General features: G+C 58.4%; 10 protein-coding genes and 1 riboswitch. Of the genes, 2 read left to right on the top strand and 8 right to left on the bottom strand.

Annotated features, from left to right (window positions below):
- Positions 1 to 9: 9 nt before the first annotated feature.
- The 3 genes from ACP7B0_RS16550 to ACP7B0_RS16540 all read right to left on the bottom strand — a co-directional run bounded on the left by ACP7B0_RS16550 (position 10) and on the right by ACP7B0_RS16540 (position 4,833).
- Positions 10 to 1,353, bottom strand: coding sequence for a hypothetical protein (locus ACP7B0_RS16550; RefSeq protein WP_426142510.1), 1,344 nt, complete (start codon positions 1,351 to 1,353; stop codon positions 10 to 12).
- A gap of 10 nt (positions 1,354 to 1,363) precedes the next feature.
- Positions 1,364 to 2,671 (bottom strand): hypothetical protein, encoded by a 1,308-nt coding sequence (locus ACP7B0_RS16545; RefSeq protein ID WP_426142509.1) that lies wholly within the window; start codon positions 2,669 to 2,671, stop codon positions 1,364 to 1,366.
- Between the two features lie 542 nt (positions 2,672 to 3,213).
- Entirely contained in the window at positions 3,214 to 4,833 is a 1,620-nt protein-coding gene (locus ACP7B0_RS16540) for a glucan biosynthesis protein D (protein ID WP_426142508.1), read from the bottom strand.
- 246 nt (positions 4,834 to 5,079) lie between these two features.
- A riboswitch (yybP-ykoY riboswitch) is annotated at positions 5,080 to 5,251 on the top strand.
- A gap of 8 nt (positions 5,252 to 5,259) precedes the next feature.
- Here ACP7B0_RS16540 and mntP point away from each other — a divergent pair.
- A complete protein-coding gene (gene mntP, locus ACP7B0_RS16535) occupies positions 5,260 to 5,826 on the top strand; it encodes a manganese efflux pump MntP (RefSeq protein WP_426142507.1) in 567 nt (188 codons plus the stop codon).
- 542 nt (positions 5,827 to 6,368) lie between these two features.
- On the opposite strand, the gene lpdA is transcribed toward mntP, so the two are convergent.
- The 5 genes from lpdA to ACP7B0_RS16510 form a co-directional block, all read right to left on the bottom strand.
- On the bottom strand, positions 6,369 to 7,769 hold the full coding sequence (lpdA, locus tag ACP7B0_RS16530; protein WP_426142506.1) for a dihydrolipoyl dehydrogenase: 1,401 nt from the start codon (positions 7,767 to 7,769) through the stop codon (positions 6,369 to 6,371).
- Positions 7,770 to 7,922: 153 nt separating this feature from the next.
- Positions 7,923 to 9,107, bottom strand: a complete 1,185-nt coding sequence (locus ACP7B0_RS16525) for a DUF6708 domain-containing protein (RefSeq protein ID WP_426142504.1) — start codon at positions 9,105 to 9,107, stop codon at positions 7,923 to 7,925.
- Positions 9,097 to 12,405, bottom strand: coding sequence for a toxin VasX (locus tag ACP7B0_RS16520; RefSeq protein ID WP_426142503.1), 3,309 nt, complete (start codon positions 12,403 to 12,405; stop codon positions 9,097 to 9,099). The genes ACP7B0_RS16525 and ACP7B0_RS16520 overlap by 11 nt, the downstream gene beginning before the upstream one ends.
- 95 nt (positions 12,406 to 12,500) lie before the next feature.
- On the bottom strand, positions 12,501 to 13,379 hold the full coding sequence (locus ACP7B0_RS16515; RefSeq protein WP_426142502.1) for a DUF4123 domain-containing protein: 879 nt from the start codon (positions 13,377 to 13,379) through the stop codon (positions 12,501 to 12,503).
- Positions 13,376 to 15,415, bottom strand: a complete 2,040-nt coding sequence (locus ACP7B0_RS16510; protein ID WP_426142501.1) for a type VI secretion system tip protein VgrG — start codon at positions 15,413 to 15,415, stop codon at positions 13,376 to 13,378. The genes ACP7B0_RS16515 and ACP7B0_RS16510 overlap by 4 nt, the downstream gene beginning before the upstream one ends.
- 237 nt (positions 15,416 to 15,652) lie before the next feature.
- Between ACP7B0_RS16510 and hflK the strand changes: the two genes are divergently transcribed.
- Positions 15,653 to 17,599, top strand: coding sequence for a protease modulator HflK (hflK, locus tag ACP7B0_RS16505; RefSeq protein ID WP_426142612.1), 1,947 nt, complete (start codon positions 15,653 to 15,655; stop codon positions 17,597 to 17,599).
- Positions 17,600 to 17,608: the final 9 nt, after the last annotated feature.

The raw sequence follows: 17,608 nt of genomic DNA, 5'->3' as shown, positions 1-17,608 counted from the left end.
GGCGTTTATTCACGGTATGGGCGAGGGAAGTCCGGGCGTGGCCACTGTCTGCGCGGGGCTCAGGGTGATGATCTTGGGGAACCCGGTGAGGGTCACGGATATCGAGCAGCGCTGATTCGCGCACCGCCAGGGCTCGCCGGGGAAACGGCCTTTTTCGGGGAGCGCGGTATCAATCAACGTCACCGGGCCCGACATGGGCGCTGCGCTGGTGATGTCTTGCTGACGGTGTGGGCCGGTGGTCCAGCCAACGGCCACGCGCTCGGGGCCTTTGTCGAAATACAGCAGGTACACACCGGCCGACTGGCGACTGGCCTGGGCGTCGTAGCTGAAGTCCTTGATGACCGGGGCGATGACTTTCATCACCTCATAGGCTGGCTTGGGGGAGAGGTCTTCGTTGAGTAGCCCGAAGTTGTGTTCCTGATCGGTCCGGTCGGGCCCGTCGTTGACCAGGTCGTACCACCACATGCCGTGAATATTGGGCAGGCTGCGAGCAAGGAATAAAATCCGCGCCATATAGGCGGCCTGTACCGCGGGCGTGAAGCCACAATTGCCTCGGTGACTGGGCCAGGCCATTTCCGTTACGTACAACGGCACGTCGCGACCGGCCTTGGCGCGGATGTGCGCCTCGTAATTGCGCAGCCACACGGCCCAGGCTTCGGGATTGGGGGCCACATCGGGCAGACAGTGGGCGTAGGGGTGAACAGACAGGCCGTCCACCAGGTCGAGCATGCCCGCGTCGATCAGGCGGTCAGCAAAACCGTAGTCCATGCCTTCGGGCGTGACGGCCCCGGCAAGGATTTTCGCGGGGGTGCCGCCGGTGGTCTGCGTGTTCCTGCGAATCAAGGGCACTGCATCACGGACCAGCGCGGCATAGTCAGCGCTCAGTTTCGGGTCCTTCGGCGCTTCGATATCCCACTCGTTCCAGATCTCGTAGAAGTTGACGCGATTGCCCAGTTGGCGGCTGACGTAGTCGACGTATTCCAGATAATCCGCTCTGACCTTCCCGCTGCGGGGCTTGGCGTTGTCATGGAACCAGGTGCTGTAAGTGAGAATCGTCAGCCTGCTCAGGCCCAGGCTCTGGGCATTGTTCAGGTAACTGCGCCACGGCGGCACGATGCGCAACTGATTGGGGCCGGGCGAGGCGGTGGACCAGAACGCGTCATCCTTGACCGAAGAGATCCCTGCATCGGCAACCCGTTGCAGCGCGGGCCTGGAAGGTGCCGGGTAGTTCATCAGGTGCGTTCCGATACCCAGGATAAACGGCGGTTTCACGGGCTCCTGCGCCTGGACTGCGCCGCAGATCAACGCCACCGTGCACAGCAGACGTGTTGCAACAGGTAAGTGGGCGGCCATGTTCATCGACTCAGTTCAGGCGGGGAAGCGTGGAAAGCTTTAGGGGCTGCGGGCGAGTGGTTTTGCGGCTGTCCAGCAACTTGCCGGACAGCACATGCCCGATCGCCAGACCCAGGAAGAGGTTGACCACCGCGACTTCAAACATGTCCGTGGTCCAGCTGATCAGGCAGCAACAGAACGTGATCGCCAGCAATGCCCGGGCAACACGGGAATCTTTGTTGCTAAGGGCAAAAAACAACGGGATTTGCAGGGCGTACAACACGGGACCGAAGACCCCGAACATCCCCCACAGGTACATGAACGTACTGTCCGAGCCACCGAACAGTTCGGCACCGGGAACCGGAAAGATGATGACCGAGGCGCCAAATAACCCGAAGCCTGCGCCGGTGTAGCCGTAACCCGCTTTGGTCATGGCTTCGACCACATTCGGCCAGGTATTGATCAGCCGGTCATACAGCGACGACAGCGATGAACCGCCACTGCTCACGGTGCGCGCATCGAAGTCATGCAGCAGCCCCATCAGCGGGAGCACCATGCCGATGACCACGGCCAGGGTGCAGGCGATTCGAGTGGTCCAGCGCATGCGCGCGATCAACAAGAGGCCCATGGTCAGCAGATACCCACCGGCAGGCGCTTTACTGGTGGTCAGGACGATGCCGTACAGGGCAACGAGGCTCAACGCCAGGATCAGCAGCCGTGACCGCATGAACATCACCAGATACAGGCTGTAGATCGCAATCAGGATCGACAGCACGTTGGACACCCTGGCGAAACCGGCGCTTCGGTCCTCGTCTTCCGCGCTCCAGGAGGTGTTGGCGCTCAATTGCGTCTCACCAATGTTGTAGCTGTAGCCTTTCCATGGCACGGCGGTGATCTTGTCCAGGGCAAGACCGACCATGCACGCCACCAGACAAAGCCCGATGACCCACAGCAGCAGCCGACGGCGATGGATCAGGTGTTCGCTGCAGACCATCCCGAACAGCAGCGGGCTGAGCGCGAACAGGGTGAACGCGACGTTAGCCAGCGTGGCGCCATGCAGCATGGCCACCAACGCTGAAATCATCAGCAGCAACAGGGCCAACCACACCACGGGGCCTGCCCGGTAAGTGCGTAACTCCAGCAGCAATAAAATCAGGCAGCCGACTTTGGGCGCATACAGCACCGGCGACAGTCCGACCTGATCCAGGTAATAGCGCAGCGCGCCGGAAAAGGTCTCGATCACAATCAGGCTGATGGCCACCCACACCATGGCCGTCGACTTGTAGAAGGACAGTGTCGAAGCGTTATTGTCGTCCCTGTTCGCAGCGTTCAACATCATGTTTTCTGCCTCTGTAGCGCTGTAATCGGAAGTGGGAAATGCCGCCGAACCCTTGATGCCGCGCGTTTTCGCAGCCACGGGGGACCGTGAGCGGTTCGCCCGCAAAAGCGTCAGATCAGTCGATACGTTCGTCGTTTGGGATGTTCTGTCGCGGGCTAGCGCGCCCACATGAGGTTCAGGCAGCGAGGGTTGTGTGGTTTGAAGGGGCCATACAACCGCCAACGCTACCGCCCATCGGCCGTTGAAACGGTCAATAGAGGCATCCATCAAGAGGTAAGGGGCCGCAGAAGAGAGGGTGCGGCTTTCAGGTCGGGAGCGGACGCTCCCACTGCGTGACAAGGGCTATAACAGCTTGAGTTCGGGAGGCTGTCAATTAATTCGTCAAAATTAAAGCGATCGCCGACGAACGTTACAGTATGGATGTTGTAACTGATTGAATTTATTGGGCGTTGTTAATTTGACGTTTCACCGAATCCTGAAATTGGCGCTCCCATCACAACAAACGGCAAGTTCCGAGTCACCTCGAAACTTGCCGTTGAAGCTTACGGATATTTACGTTTGTCAGCGGCTGGCGGGAAATACTGATACAGCCAGGTTTCACTCAACGTGCGGTCCTGGGACTTGATGAACATGCGCATCTCGACCGGTTCAGCCCCATCGTTGGTCGGGTACCAGTCGAACGTTATGCGATAGCCCTGAATGTCCGGCAGGACCAGAATGTTGAAGTCCTGCACCTTGCCGTTGGAAACCGTGACGATCGGCTCGATGGCCGTGCCTTCCGGCAAGCGTTCCAGACCGCCGCCATTGAAATCCACGGCGAAGCGTCGCGCCCAGACTTTCGGGTAATGCTCGCCCGGCGCCCAGCCCTCGGTAAAGCCGCCCATGCCTGAGCGCGTGGCATGCACCTGCGCCAAAGGCGTGCTGACGGGTGGCAGAGGACTCCAGTACAGTCTGTAGCCAAAGTTAAGGGTATCGCCGGCTTTGACCGGTGTTTTAGGTGTCCAGAACACCACGATGTTATCCATCGTTTCGCCCGTGGTGACGATCTCCACCAGGTTCACCGAACCCTCGCCCCACGGCGTGGTGGGCTCAACCCAAAGGCTCGGCCTGCGGTGATACCAATCGACCGTGTCCTGATAGCTGGCGAAATTGTGATCGGTTTGCACCAGACCGAAACCTTTGGGGTCTGTGTCGGCGAAGGCGTTGAACTGCAGCTTTGGCGGGTTATTCAGCGGACGGCAGATCCATTCACCGTTGCCGCGCCACATGGACAGCCGGTCCGAGTCGTGAATTTCCGGGTGAATGGTGTCGCACATGCGGCGCTCATGGGTGCCGCAGCTGAACATGCTGGTCATGGGCGAGATGCCCAGTTGAGCGATGTCGGTGCGGGCATTGACGGTCGCATCAATGTTCATCACCACTTGCCCGGACTGACAGTCGATATCAAAACGATAAGCGCCGGTCGCGCTGGGCGAGTCGAGCAAGGCGTAGACCACGAAGCGGGTCGCGTTCTTGTCCGGTGTTTCGAACCAGAACTTGGTGAAATCCGGGAATTCTTCCTGACGCGTCGAGTACGTATCAATGGCGAGGCCGCGTGCCGAAAGGCCGTACTGCTTGTTGCTGTCCACGGCGCGGAAATAACTCGCGCCCAGGAACGACACCACGTCATTGATGGCAATTTCCGGGGCCTTGAACAGCTTGAACCCGGCGAAGCCCAGATCACCCTTGACCAGCGACTTGTCGATGCCGCTGGACTCGTAATTGAACAGTTCGTGGCGGAAGTGCACTTCCCGCGCCTGCTTGGTCGTCGGGTCCACGCTGTACATGCGTACGGGAGTCTTGAAGCCCATGCCGACGTGGAAGAAATGCACATCCAATTGGCCTTTGACGTCGTGCCACAACGAGTGACCGGCGTCATATTTGATCGCGTTGAATTGCTGCGGCGTCATGTTGGCCAGCACCGGTGGCAATACTTGTTTGTTGCTGACATAGCCACGGCCAGCCAGTTGTTTGGCGTGGGCCTTGAGCGTATCGAAGTCGAAACTCTCGATCTCGCCATCGGCGGCGGCGGCAAAAGCACGTGCAACATAAAGCCCCGAGGCTGGCACGGTGCTATACGCGGCCAACGCCATGGATGCTTTCAGGAGATTCCTGCGATTCATAAAGTGAAGCCTCTGACCAATGCTGTGCTTCCTGCACATGAAATTGCGCGCTACGACTCCTTGCTGAACGCCAAATTACCCACAACAGATAACAAACACAGCACCCGGTTCGAAAAAAACATAAATAATTACGATTTAGTTCCATCAGATTGTATGAACGGATGTCTGGGCGGGGCTTGTGGCGTTTTTCTCGAATGTTGCGATTTTCCGCCGCGACAAAATTTTCACAATCGCGCCGGTATAAAGCGCGCTCTCTTTGGGGAGTAGCCTGCTTCTTTTCGCTAAGAAGCGTCCGTATCAACATTCTCGGCAACCTGCCGTGGTGCGGACACCTTCTGGTTGGTGAGACCATCGACATTTTCGCGCCATAAGGTCGGGCGTGCGGGAGTGTCGTGGACTCAATGCCCGACCGGAAGAAAACAAACCGTGAATCCCATATCCCTCGTCATGCTCGCCCTGGCGATGTCGACAGACGCCTTTGCGGCGGCCATCGGCAAAGGCTCCAGCCTGCACAAACCTCGCTTCTCCGAAGCCCTGCGCATGGGCCTGATTTTCGGCATCGTCGAAACCATCACTCCGATTATCGGCTGGCTGATCGGCAATGCGGCGTCGAAGTTCGTCGAGAGCTGGGACCATTGGATCGCCTTCACGCTGCTGCTGGTGCTCGGTCTGCACATGATCTACAACGGCCTGAAAACCGCCGATGAAGAGGTGGAGAAAACCAGTCAACATGGCTTGCTCCTGCTGATCGTGACCGCCATCGCCACCAGCATCGACGCATTGGCAGTGGGCATCGGCCTAGCGTTTATTAACGTGAATATCTTCGTGGCAGCAGCGGCCATCGGCCTGGCCACCATGACCATGGTGACCATCGGCACCCTGCTCGGGCGGGCGTTGGGCACCCTCGTCGGTCAACGGGCGGAAATCGTCGGCGGCGTCGTGCTGATCATCGTGGGCTCGATGATTCTGTATGAGCATCTTTCGGCGGTTTGACAGAAATCCCGTTGGAGCGAGCGAACGGCGTTCCGGCTTGCCCGCGAAGGCAACATTTCAGGTGCAGAAAAGTCGATGAATGTACCGACCTCTTCGCGGGCAAGCCACGCTCCAACGAAGGAACGCTGTCGTGACAGAGATATAACGGTATTGAACGCAAAGCCCGTTGGAGCGCGGCTTGCCCGCGAAGAGGCCGGTGCACTCAACCGAAGTTGTGGGTCATGAATCCCTTCGCGGGCAAGCCAGGCTCCAACGAAGGAGCGCTGTCGTGGTAGAGATATAACGGTATTGAACGCAAAGCCCGTTGGAGCGCGGCTTGCCCGCGAAGAGGCAGGTACACTCAACCGAAGTGGCGGATCATGAATCCCTTCGCGGGCAAGCCAGGCTCCAACGAAGGAGCGCTGTCGTGGTAGAGATATAACGGTATTGAACGCAAAGCCCGTTGGAGCGCGGCTTGCCCGCGAAGACGCAGGTGCACTCAACCGAAGTTGCGGATCATGAATCCCTTCGCGGGCAACCCACGCTCCAACAGGGCCTGGCATTCAAGACTGCGTTGGCAACCCGATCACGCTCATTGCTGCCTGACGTAACGCTTCGGAGCGCGTGGGATGGGGGTGGCTGGTCAATGCCACGTCTTCGGAAGACGCCGCAAACTCCATCGCCACGCAGAATTCGCCGATCATTTCGCTGACACTGGGCCCCACCAGATGCACACCCAGGATTTCATCGGTGCGCTCGTCGGCCAGCACCTTGGCGAAGCCTTCGGTTTCATGATTGACCTTGGCGCGGCTGTTGGCGCTGAACGGAAACTTGCCGACTTTGTAGGCGCGGCCCTCGGCCTTGAGTTGTTCTTCGGTCTTGCCGACGCTGGCCAGTTCAGGACGGGTATAAATCACGTTCGGGATCAGGTTGTAGTCGATCTCGCCCGCCTTGCCGGCGATGCGTTCCACGCAAACCGAGGCTTCGTCCTCGGCCTTGTGCGCGAGCATCGGGCCGGAGGTGACGTCACCGATCACCCAAATGCCCTCGGCTGCGGTGCGATAATCCTTGTTTTCCAGCATGCCGCGCTTGTCCAGCGCCAGCCCGACGGTTTCCAGCCCCAGACCACGGGTAAAGGGGCGACGGCCAATGGACACCAACACATAATCAGCTTCGATCACCTCAGCCTGGCCGCCCGCAGCCGGTTCGACGCTCAGGCTGACGCCGGTTTCCGATGTGATGGCGGACGTCACCTTTGAGCTGAGCTTGAAGTTCATGCCCTGACGCGACAGTGAACGATGCAATGTTTTGCCGGCTTCCAGATCGCTGCCGTGGGCAACGTGATCCAGAAACTCCACGACGGTCACCTGCGCGCCCAGCCGTCGCCACACCGAGCCCAGCTCCAGGCCGATCACCCCGGCACCGATCACCACCAGATGCTTGGGCACCTGCGCCAGCGACAACGCGCCGGTGGAGTCCAGAATGCGTTTGTTATCAATCTCCACGCCCGGCAGGGGCGTTGGCTCGGAACCCGTGGCAATGATGATGTCCTTGGCCAGCAGCTCGGTTTCAACGCCGCTGGCATCGGTCACAATCACCGTGCCCGGCCCCGCGATACGCCCCCAGCCCTTGATCCATTCGACTTTGTACTTGCGAAACAGAAACTCGATGCCCTTGGTCAGGGCCATCACGCTTTCGTTTTTCTGTTTCATCATCTGATCGAGATTCAACGTGGGCGTGACTTCAATACCCAGTTTGGCGAACGCCTCCCCTGAGGCTGCTTCGTAGAGTTCCGAAGCGTGCAGCAGGGCTTTGGAAGGTATGCAGCCGACATTCAGGCACGTCCCGCCCAATGTCTCACGCCCCTCGACACAGGCAACACTCAGGCCCAACTGACCGGCGCGAATAGCTGCGTTATAACCGCCGGGGCCGCCACCAATAATGACAACGTCATAACTGCTCATGCCCATAGACTCCTGAATAGGAAATGGAGGGAAGCGTAGCTCGTGAATCCTGAAAGGGAGCGCGAGTGATTAGATGATGGTTGTAATGTTTTAGGCGGAAAGCGTCAAGCGACTCGCCTCAGGTGGAGGCGGGCGTGTTTTCTGTGGCAATTTTTAGTGCTCAGGATCAATCAGCTTGCAGGCTTCAATGAAGTTCATCTTCTTCTTGTCCATGGCGTGCTGGACAACGTGAGTGGCTTTTTGCAGGGCGGGGCTGGGTTTGGCCCATTGATCCGCGGGGATAGGTTGTGACCATTGCTGAACCCGCTCGGGCATCACTGGCGTGCCTGCCTTATGGCCCCATTCGGCGATCATGTAGGGCATTTTCCAGAAGCTTAGAACACGCCAAACGTACCACCAGCGCAGTGCCCAGTAATCACGAGGAAGAAAACCGTGCTTGGCCCGCTCATCATCGGTCATGTCGACATCGGGAAACCGGTCCTCGATTTTCATCAGCTTTTCAACTTCCCAAGTGTGCAATCCCTCGTAGGGCCGAAGCTCGTATTCCGTCAGTTCACGGCCTAACAACAGTCTCAACCACGCACCTGTTTTGTCAGCAGGGACACCCTGTTCCATATACAGCCGGATCGCCTCCCAAGTGCCGATGGCATGGGGCTGGCTGGGCTTGCCAATCAGGATCGGCTGCACCGTACCTTTCTCTTCGTTTTCCAGCGCCATGCCAAAGGTATAAAAAGTCGTTGCGCCGTATTGGGTGATCATCTGCCCCTGGGATACCCAAGCGGTGACCTTTTCCCAGGGCACAATCAGGATTTCATGAGTGTTGCTGTCGACAAAACAGACTTCCCGGCGTTGCCGATTGAAGCGTAGGGGGTATTGGCGGGCTTGTTCGCGGGTTTGGGAGATTAGGGTGTGGATGCAAATGGCTATTACCCACGCTGACACCCATGGACCAACGCTCCAGAAAAACTGAAAGGACAAACTTAAATCTTTACTAAATGTATTGTTGGTTCCTTCTGGCGTTATAAAAAACAATAGCGTGGCAATAATTAGTGGGCAAAAAAACAGTATAAAAATTACCAGCCAAATAACCCATGCCAGCATTTTTCCTTGCCAAACCATGCCGAAATTACTCCCCCCAACCTGCAAGTAGACATCATTAACCTCAGGAAAACCTTGCATGCTTACCGGCTGTTGGCCGGTATAAACCGGCAGGGGCGCAAGGTAGAGTGTTTCTTCTAATCCAGACTTCCGTACCTCTCCTGCCTTCGGGTTGTGGATATGTTGCGCCGCTGATTGCGGCGCCGGTTCTGCTTTGCGTTTGAAGAGTTTATTTAACATCAGGTGTGTCCAGATCCACTTCTCGCAACAGCCAGGGTGGCGTAGGCTTGAGTTGCATTGATTCTTCCGTCTCTGCTTTGTAAGCGAAGATGCCCTTACGCGGTTGCCAGCGGCCTTCGACCTGTTGGCGATGCAGGTCCAGGACATGGAACGTTGACCGGTGGTTGATATCGCGATGCTCTTCCAGGTTGTAACTGACCGCTATCGCGAGGCCAAAGTGATCGGAGATCAACGGGCGCAGATCGAGGCTCAATACCAAGGCACCCTCCCCAGGCCCCACGCGCTTGAGTTGCCCTGCGAGAGCTTCGCTACACACAGCCCAGTACACGGGGTTTTGCGATCCGTAAGAGCCGCTGTAATCCTTCTGACGCTGGAGCGCTTCGATCCATATTTTACGGCGTTCCATTTCGTCGCTGCGTACGCCGGGGAAAGTGATGCGCAATTCGGTGCTGTGGTCGGTACGGATCAGTTGGCAGACGGGTTGCTGGACGATGGAGGCGAGTTTGCGCCAGTCCTCTTCCAGGCTCAGGCCAAGCGACTGCCGGCCCCATGCGCTGTGCAACACCCACGTGTTCAGCGCATCGAGATTGAGGTAATTGAAGAAACCTTCACCAAGCAACTGCAGAGCGGTCGCTGCGATGCCGATCAGATTGGCTCTTGTCGCGATACCAACCAGTTGAGGGCTGCGTTCGGCCCAGGCAAGAGCACGCATATGTGCCGGCATACGCACGATTTCTTTAGTGATGGAATAGGTATGTTTGAAGGCCCAGCTGTGAGTGCCTAATAGGAAGGTGTCGCCGCTTATCTGTAAGGAGGTAGCGGCAAGCCTCTTGCTGTCGCCTTCTGACAATGCATTGGCCCACTGCTTTGAGTGTTTGCTCAGATCAATCGCTGCTGATACAGCCCCAAAAATGAACGTGCCTACCCCTGTAAAAGCAGACCATTTCCCCAGATAGCTCATGGTATTGAGCTTGCCACCTGCACTTTCCATTTCGCCAATATGGGCTTGCAGAATATTGATGGACAAGCCCTGAGCGGCTGCAAAGCCTGCAGAAAATGTCGTCATCAACGACTCGCCAATATCGAATACGTCTTTCCATCCGCGATCCTCTTTGGATGTGATTTTCGAAGCCACATCCAGAAACTTCATCGCCTGGAAATAAAACAGCACCACAGCAATTTGATCACCCCTGGAATGCAGCACTCCGCGTATCGGCCCTTTGAATGTCCCGGTGCTGCGGTAATCGTTCACCGTGCGGCGCATTTCCTCGTTGAGTTGCGGGTCCATATTACCCAGCACCAGACCAAACTGACCTGCGCCGCCGCCGGGTGTAAGGGCCAGGCTGAGGCGCTCTTCGATGGGGGCCAGTTGGTATTTAAGAAAGTTGATAGTGTCATTTAGCCGCTGTCGAGCACTTATCGGATCTGCGTCCGTCATCTGCCCCCTGAGTTTTTCGCGGCGCTCTTTGTAAAGCGCCCTGAGATCGGCACGCAGGGCAAGGGCCGCGCTGCGGTCGCGGTTGAATAGTTCGACTTCGGAGGCGGAGGCGACTCTAAGTTGCAAGCCACTGGATGCGTAGGCGCTCAGCAAGCGCAGTCGCGCGACGGGCCCAATGTTGCGGATGAAGTCGTTGGGATCAATCAATGCGCCCCGCTGAAAATCCACCTGCGCTTGGGCCAGACGCGCAGCCACCCGTAATTGCCGCGCCGGATCATAGGCGCTGCCCAGCATACTGTTGAGCCCACTGAATCGGGTATTCAGGTTGTCAAAGTTGGGCAGACTCTGGCGCATCAGGCTATTGAACTGGTTAGCCAGCACATCCATATCGCGCACTACGCCGGGAGCGTCAGCGAGCTTGATACTGAAGTCGCTGAGGGCGGCAAGTTTCTTGCGTATATCTGCTTGGTCGGCCAGGTTTAAAGTGTTCAGGCCAGGCACTTGCACCAGCGGATTTTTCTCCAGATAGGCTTGCAGTTGTTCCGTTGCCTGCTCATCGTCACAGATGGCTGCCACACAGTTGAATTCACGCTCCAGCCGGTGTTGAATCTGTTCGCTTTGCCGAAAATCGTAATACCACGCGGCGCGATGAAAATGCCCTTCGACGATCATTTTCAGCCGGTCGGCGCGGATCTTCTTGAGCTGGCTTCGCCAATGGCTCAGCAGCTTTTGGTGCTTGAGTACGAACGCTTCCATGGGCTCGCGATGAACCAGTTGATGGATGCCTCGTTCGCCGATTTCCTTGCCACTGAGCGCATACCAGGTCGCCAGTTCAAGGTCCGTGATGGTGGGACCGTGTTTATCCAAAAGCTGCGTGCCAAGGGCGTCACGTAATTCAACGGTGGCCTTGGCCAGTGGATTGTGGTGCGCCTGATTACGCCAGCTCTGCTCGTCGCCCAATAGGGTGGGTCCGCGATAATCGCGCTTGACGCGCAAGTACTCGAAAATTTTCTCTCGTTGATCCTCGTCGGTGTCATCAAGCAATGTCTGGTAGCGTTTGTCCTTGCTGGCCAATTGGTTGAGGCGCTTCTGGTTGACCTGATACATCGACTGGATGTACGCACCTGTCAGGTACTTGAGTTGGGTATCGTCATCGTTGCTCCAGCGTCCGATCCAGTCTGCGACTTTAACTTGCGCTGCAGCCAGATCGAGCATGACGCCAATGTCATCGCGCACCACTAGAAACAGAAAATCATGTTTATGGGCAGCGTTGACCTGGCTCGTCAGTTCCTCAATCCAGGCTTTGCGATAGAGCGGTTTGTGTTCCCAGTAATAGGGCTTGTTCTCCTCCGGGTCCGCGCCTTCAGGCAAGTTTCGGGCAAGCGGAGTTTCGGCTGTTTCGGCCAGCCAGTTTCGAGTCTGCTTTTCAGTCAGCAGGTGCGCGCCGACCTTTTTGCAATCGATCTCACTGAAGCTGATGAACTGCATGTACTGGTCACGCTCAGGCGGTTGACCAATCACCTGAGAGCATTTGTAGGCCGTCCATTGAAATTCGGAATACGCCACATGCAGCGCGCCATGCCGGGCGAAAACCAGATCTGGCTCACCAATGGCGTTGGTGCGGTTGTCGGCGCTGACCTGTGCACCTTTCCATAACAGTTTGCTTACCGAGCCTTGCTCAATACGGTACTCGTGCAGGTAACCGCTGGCGTTATCAATGATGTAGAGATAGCCGTCACGCAGCAGGCGCAAACCCATACTCCGGCTCTGCAGCTCATGGGGCATCGGAATATCGCGACCAGGTTGCAAGTTGTCCACAAGGCCATATCGCAGCGGCAGGAACTGAACGGTGCGCTTCATGAGTAGGCATGTGCCGCCAGCATCCAACTTTTTGGCACTGCGAGCCTTGCTCTTCAAGTTGGCCAAGTGGCCGCGAGGAGTGTCGTGTGCGGCGGTCATTGGCGGCTCCGTTGCGCGGCAAGTTCGCTTGCGCGATCAATCCGCTGGAAGGGTGTCAGGTCGGATTCGACGGTAAGCAATTCGAGGATGTCGGGATGCGACTGCACGCCCTGTTCACCCAGGAAGCCAAAAACATTGGCGTATAACCAGACTTCCTGTTCATCTTCAAAGCCGTGTTCGATAGCAGAATTTGCCAATTGATGGAGATGCTCCAGGCGTTGAGCGGGGTGAAGATCCGCTTTGTAGTCAGGAAAGAAGTACTGCATATGCAGATAGAGCTCCCCGATTGACTTGCGAAAGGCGGCGGCCTGCAATGCAGCCCACTGGGTTTCTGCGGGTACGAAGGGTGTGTGGTATTGAGGCTGCGGCCTTGCACCTGGGCGTTTGAATTGCTGCCAGCCATCAAGCGGTGTATTGGCTATAACGACTTGGGAGCAGGGGCCAAAAATCTCTGCACTGGGCAGCAGTTCGTCGGCGAACAGGGCATGGGCAACGACAGGGTCGGAAATGCGCAGGAACATCTCATCCATCTGCGCGGGCTGGATGCTGGTCAGCCAGCGCAGATGGTCCAGTAACTGCGCCCATGGCTCATCACTGAACAACAAATAGCCCCACTGACTCTTGGCGTTCGCCAAAAACTGCATCAGAACCGGATGTTCGGGATGGGTGATTTCGACCAGGCAGGGAGAGAGCCGGCTGATTTCGGCCCACTGGGTGCCATGGTAAAGAAGGTCCACGTGCGGCGCTTCTGACCACTCATAGAGACGCTTGATGAGGTCTTCCACCTGAAGCGCATCAAGCAATAACCCAGCGGTTTGGGTCCAGGGCAGATCAGCCGGTAACGGCTGAGTCTGGCTTGGCAATGGCGTACTCATAGCGGCTCTTTGTTGTTTTCTGCGCATTTCGGGCAGAACAACTCCCCGTTTTCTATGGCTTCAATTTGTTTGTGAGGCACCAGTGGCGGGCTGTTGGGAATCTCCGTTTTTGCCAGTGATTTCGATAATGAACGTGGCAACCCCGGCACCGCAGGCGTTCCCGGCATCGGTGCACCGCCCAGCAAAATCGGCACGCTGGTAAAGATTCCTGCAGGCGTGATGGATAACCAGTGGCCACCCGCCTTGATCGTGGTGGTGAGCGTTGCGTCGATGATCATGTGCTTGCCGGCAGCCATGTGGACTTCAAGAGCCGCACTCACCAAATGATTCGCCGCGCTGATGTGCTGGCTGCCTGCAACGGTCAATGAATCGTCCGCCAGGATCTGGGTCTTGCGCTCACCGTGGGTCAGGCGGTGTTCTTCGCCGTGCAGTTCGTGGCTTGACGGGCCGGTGACCTGCACGCTGCGGGCGTTGTCGACCTGGATCGACTGGTCGTTGAGCACGTGCTCGTGCCAGTCACGCTGGGCGCGGATGCAGATGGCTTCCTGGCCCTTGCGGTCTTCGATTTTCAGTTCGTTGTAACCACCGCCGCCGGGGCTGCTCTGGGTCTTGAGCAGGGTCTGGGTTTTCTGTGCGGGCAGGTCCAGCGGGACGCGGGTCGCGGCGTTGGGCAGGCAGGCTTGCACATAAGGCTGGTCGGGATCGGCTTCGAAGTAGCCGACCACCACTTCCATGCCGACCCGGGGGATCATCACCGCGCCGTATCGGTCGTGCGCCCAGCCGGTGGCGACCCGCAGCCAGCAACTGGCGTGTTCGTCGCGCCCGCCTTCGCGGTCCCAGTAGAACTTGACCTTGACCCGACCGTACTCGTCGCAATGCACCTCTTCACCCGCAGGGCCGGTGACGATGGCGTGCTGGCTGCCGAGAATTCGTGGCTTGGGGTGTCTGAGTGGCGGGCGAAACGGCACCAAACCGGGAATGGCTTCAAAATGGTTGCGGTAGCCCTGGGTGAACGCCCCCGGCTGGTCCGCGCTGGCGCTGTGTTCTTCCAGCACTTGCGGCTGTTTGCCTTGGTGCACGACGGCGGTGAGCAGCCATTGGGCGTTCCAGTCTTCCCGGGGATGCTCGCTGAGGGTCAGCAAATGGCCGCTGAGCAGCGCCGGTTGATTGCTGTGGCCTGTGGCGAGTTGATAGTCGCTGCGATGCCGCTCCAGGACGACTTGGGCCTGACGCGCCCCGATCTGCCGATCCTCAAAAGGGGCCGGATAAGCGTAATCCTCCAGATCCCGGTGGCCGTCCGGCTGTTGGGCGCTGCTGAGCAGGTCCAGCGTGGGCTTCTGAAAGTGGTAAGTCTGGCGGCTGACCTTGCCGGTACGGGTGGCCAGACGCACGCTGAACTGGCTGATCACCGGTTCCTCGGCCACCAGCCCGTTGCCTTGCAGGTAAGGCGTAGAACGCGCCAATACGGGCAGTGCGATGGGGTCGTCGGCAAACACCAGCAGGTGTTTGTCGCGCGCATGCTCAAAATGAAAACTTAATCCGCTTTCCTCACACAGCCTTCGGATGAAAAACAGGTCGCTCTCGTGATATTGCGTGCAGTAATCACGGGGTGGGCAGGTCTTGCGGTCCAGCCTGAAAACAAAGTCCCCGGCCAAAATGCCGTGATCCTTGAGCACCAGGGCGATGATGTCCGGCACGCTTTTGTTCTGGAAGATCCGGTGGTTGTGTCGATGCTCCAGGCGCAGCAGATTGGGCACCAGCCGGATGAAGTAGTGGGTGAACCGCTTGCCCGAATCCCCCTGCGCCACCTCGCCGATCTGCCCGTGCATGCCGTTGCCCTGGGCATCAAACCCCAGAAACGCCTGACGATGCAGCAAGTCTTCAAGCTTGACGTTGGCCCGCTCGCTGACCAGTTCGATACGCACACTGAACGGACGGCTGACGGCTTCCTTTGCGGTGAAACTCAGGACGCGCAGCGAATGCTCGACCTGCTCGATCTCCAGCGTGAACGCGGCTTGATTGGCGGGGTTGAGCATGGGCGAGTCCTTGGCCTGGGGGAAAGGCAGGACTTTGCAGGTAAGCAACTGGGCAGTAAGTCGGAAGCAAGCGAATTGATTTGTGGGAGGGTTCCGAAAGTTACCCTGAGACGTTTCATCAGGAGCGATTTTACAAACAAAAATTTCACCACTTCTGTTATATCGTAACGCCCCTGCGCAGCCGGTTTGAGCGCGAGGAATCCATGACAGCAACATTCAGTGAGTTTTGGGGTAGTGATGCGGGTTGATCTGGGTGTTGAGCACGACAGGCTGGATAGCCTGCCGAGGTTTCAAAGGGCAACGGTGCAGGCGGGGCGGTTGTTGCGGCTGACCTGGCTGGTGGGCGGGGTGGGCATCGCCGGGTTGGTGTTGTCGTTGTTCGTCGATCTGTTCTCCCCCAACTCCTTGTGGACAGCAGTGCTCACCACTGGCGCAGCGGCGTTGTTGCTGCTGGCGGCCGGGCTGCAATCGGCCCAAGGCGTTGCGTTGTGGCGCGCGCAAGTGTTGGGGAGCGTTGCTCCCGTCATCACGGCGCAAACCCCGACGGAAGAAGGCGGCTGGTATGAGCGTTTGCTGGCCCGCCTCAGCACCCGTGGTACGTCGTTGCTGGCGCAGATTGGCACGCCGACCTTGTGGCTCGGCGGCTGGGCGTTGCTGGCGCTGATCAGCCTTCAGATGATCTGGAACCTGTCGCTGCCGGGCACGCCTCTTTCGCAACTGGGCGATCTGGCGGGCGGTGCGATTCTGCTGCTGGCGTTTGGTTTGCTGGTGCTGGAGCGGCAGTTCAGCTCCGAGCACCACAGCGAATGGCCCGAAGCCGGGCAACTGGCGCAGTTGACCCGCGTGGCGATTGCCGTGTTGCTGGTGGGGGCGCTGTGTCTGTTTTTCTCCAGCGCCGAACGCGTCTGGCCAGCGCGTCTGGCGGTTTTGATCGGCGTTTTGCCTGGGCTTGTGGCCTGCGAATTCCTGCTGCGCGCCGTGCTGTCACTGTTCAGCCCGCGCAACGAGCGCCTTGAGCCACGTCTGACCGCCAGCAGCTTCGTCGCGGGGCTTTTACGCTGGCCGCCGCAACCGTTGTTGACGTTGCAACAGGAGCTGCACAACCGTTTTGGCATCGATCTGCGACAGGTCTGGGCGTTTACCTACATGCGCCGTGCCTTTTTGCCGGTGCTGGCGGTGGTTACGGCGCTGGGCTGGGTGTTGAGCGGCGTGCATGAGATCCCGATGCAAGGGCGAGGCATCTATGAACGTTTCGGCAAGCCGGTGCAGGTCTTCGGACCGGGGCTGCATGCCGGTTTGCCTTGGCCATTCGGTCGGGTGATTGCCGTGGAAAACGGCGTCGTGCATGAATTGGCCACCAGCGTTTCCGACTCCAGCGCGTTGGAGCAGGTGCTGGACCCCGCCGAAGGCCCGCCACCGCAGACCGCCAATCGCTTGTGGGACGCCAGCCACATCAACGAAAAATCCCAGGTGATCGCCAGCAGCGCCGGGGACAAGCAGGGCTTTCAGATCGTCAACATGGACGTGCGCTTCGTCTACCGCATCGGCCTGACCGATCAGGCCGCCATGGCCGCCACTTACAATGCCGCCGATATTCCGACCCTGATCCGCAGCACCGCCAGCCGGGTGCTGGTGCATGATTTTGCCACCCGAACCCTCGATGAACTGCTCGGCGAACAACGCGCCGGTCTGGCCGAAGACATCGGCAAGGCCGTGCAGGCAGACCTCAAGCAACTGGACAGCGGGGTGGAAATCCTCGCCACTGTGGTGGAGGCCATCCATCCGCCAGCCGGTGCGGCCAATGCCTATCACGCCGTGCAGGCCGCGCAGATCAGCGCTCAGGCGCTGATTGCCCGGGAGCGCGGCGCCGCTAGCGACAAGGCCAACGTGGCGCAGCTTAACGCCAGCATTGCTCACGATCAGGCCACGGCCAGCGCCCGTGAAGTACTGGCCACGGCCCAGGGCGCAGATTTGCGCTTCAGTGCCGAGCGCCAGGGTTTCGCCAAGGCGGGACAAGCCTTCCTGCTGGAGCAATACCTGACCCAACTCAGCCAGGGTTTGGCCCACGCCAAATTGCTGGTGCTCGATCATCGTCTGGGCGGCGCAAACAACGCGCCGACCATCGACTTGCGTACCTTCACCCTACCGGCAGACCCAACGGCGCCGAGTAAAGCCGTTCACTAAGGAGTCGAC

Origin of the sequence: Pseudomonas sp. DWP3-1-2 (assembly GCF_049896285.1) — a bacterium.
In the GTDB taxonomy this organism is placed as follows: Bacteria; Pseudomonadota; Gammaproteobacteria; order Pseudomonadales; family Pseudomonadaceae; genus Aquipseudomonas.
This window is presented reverse-complemented; position numbering and strand designations above follow the sequence as displayed.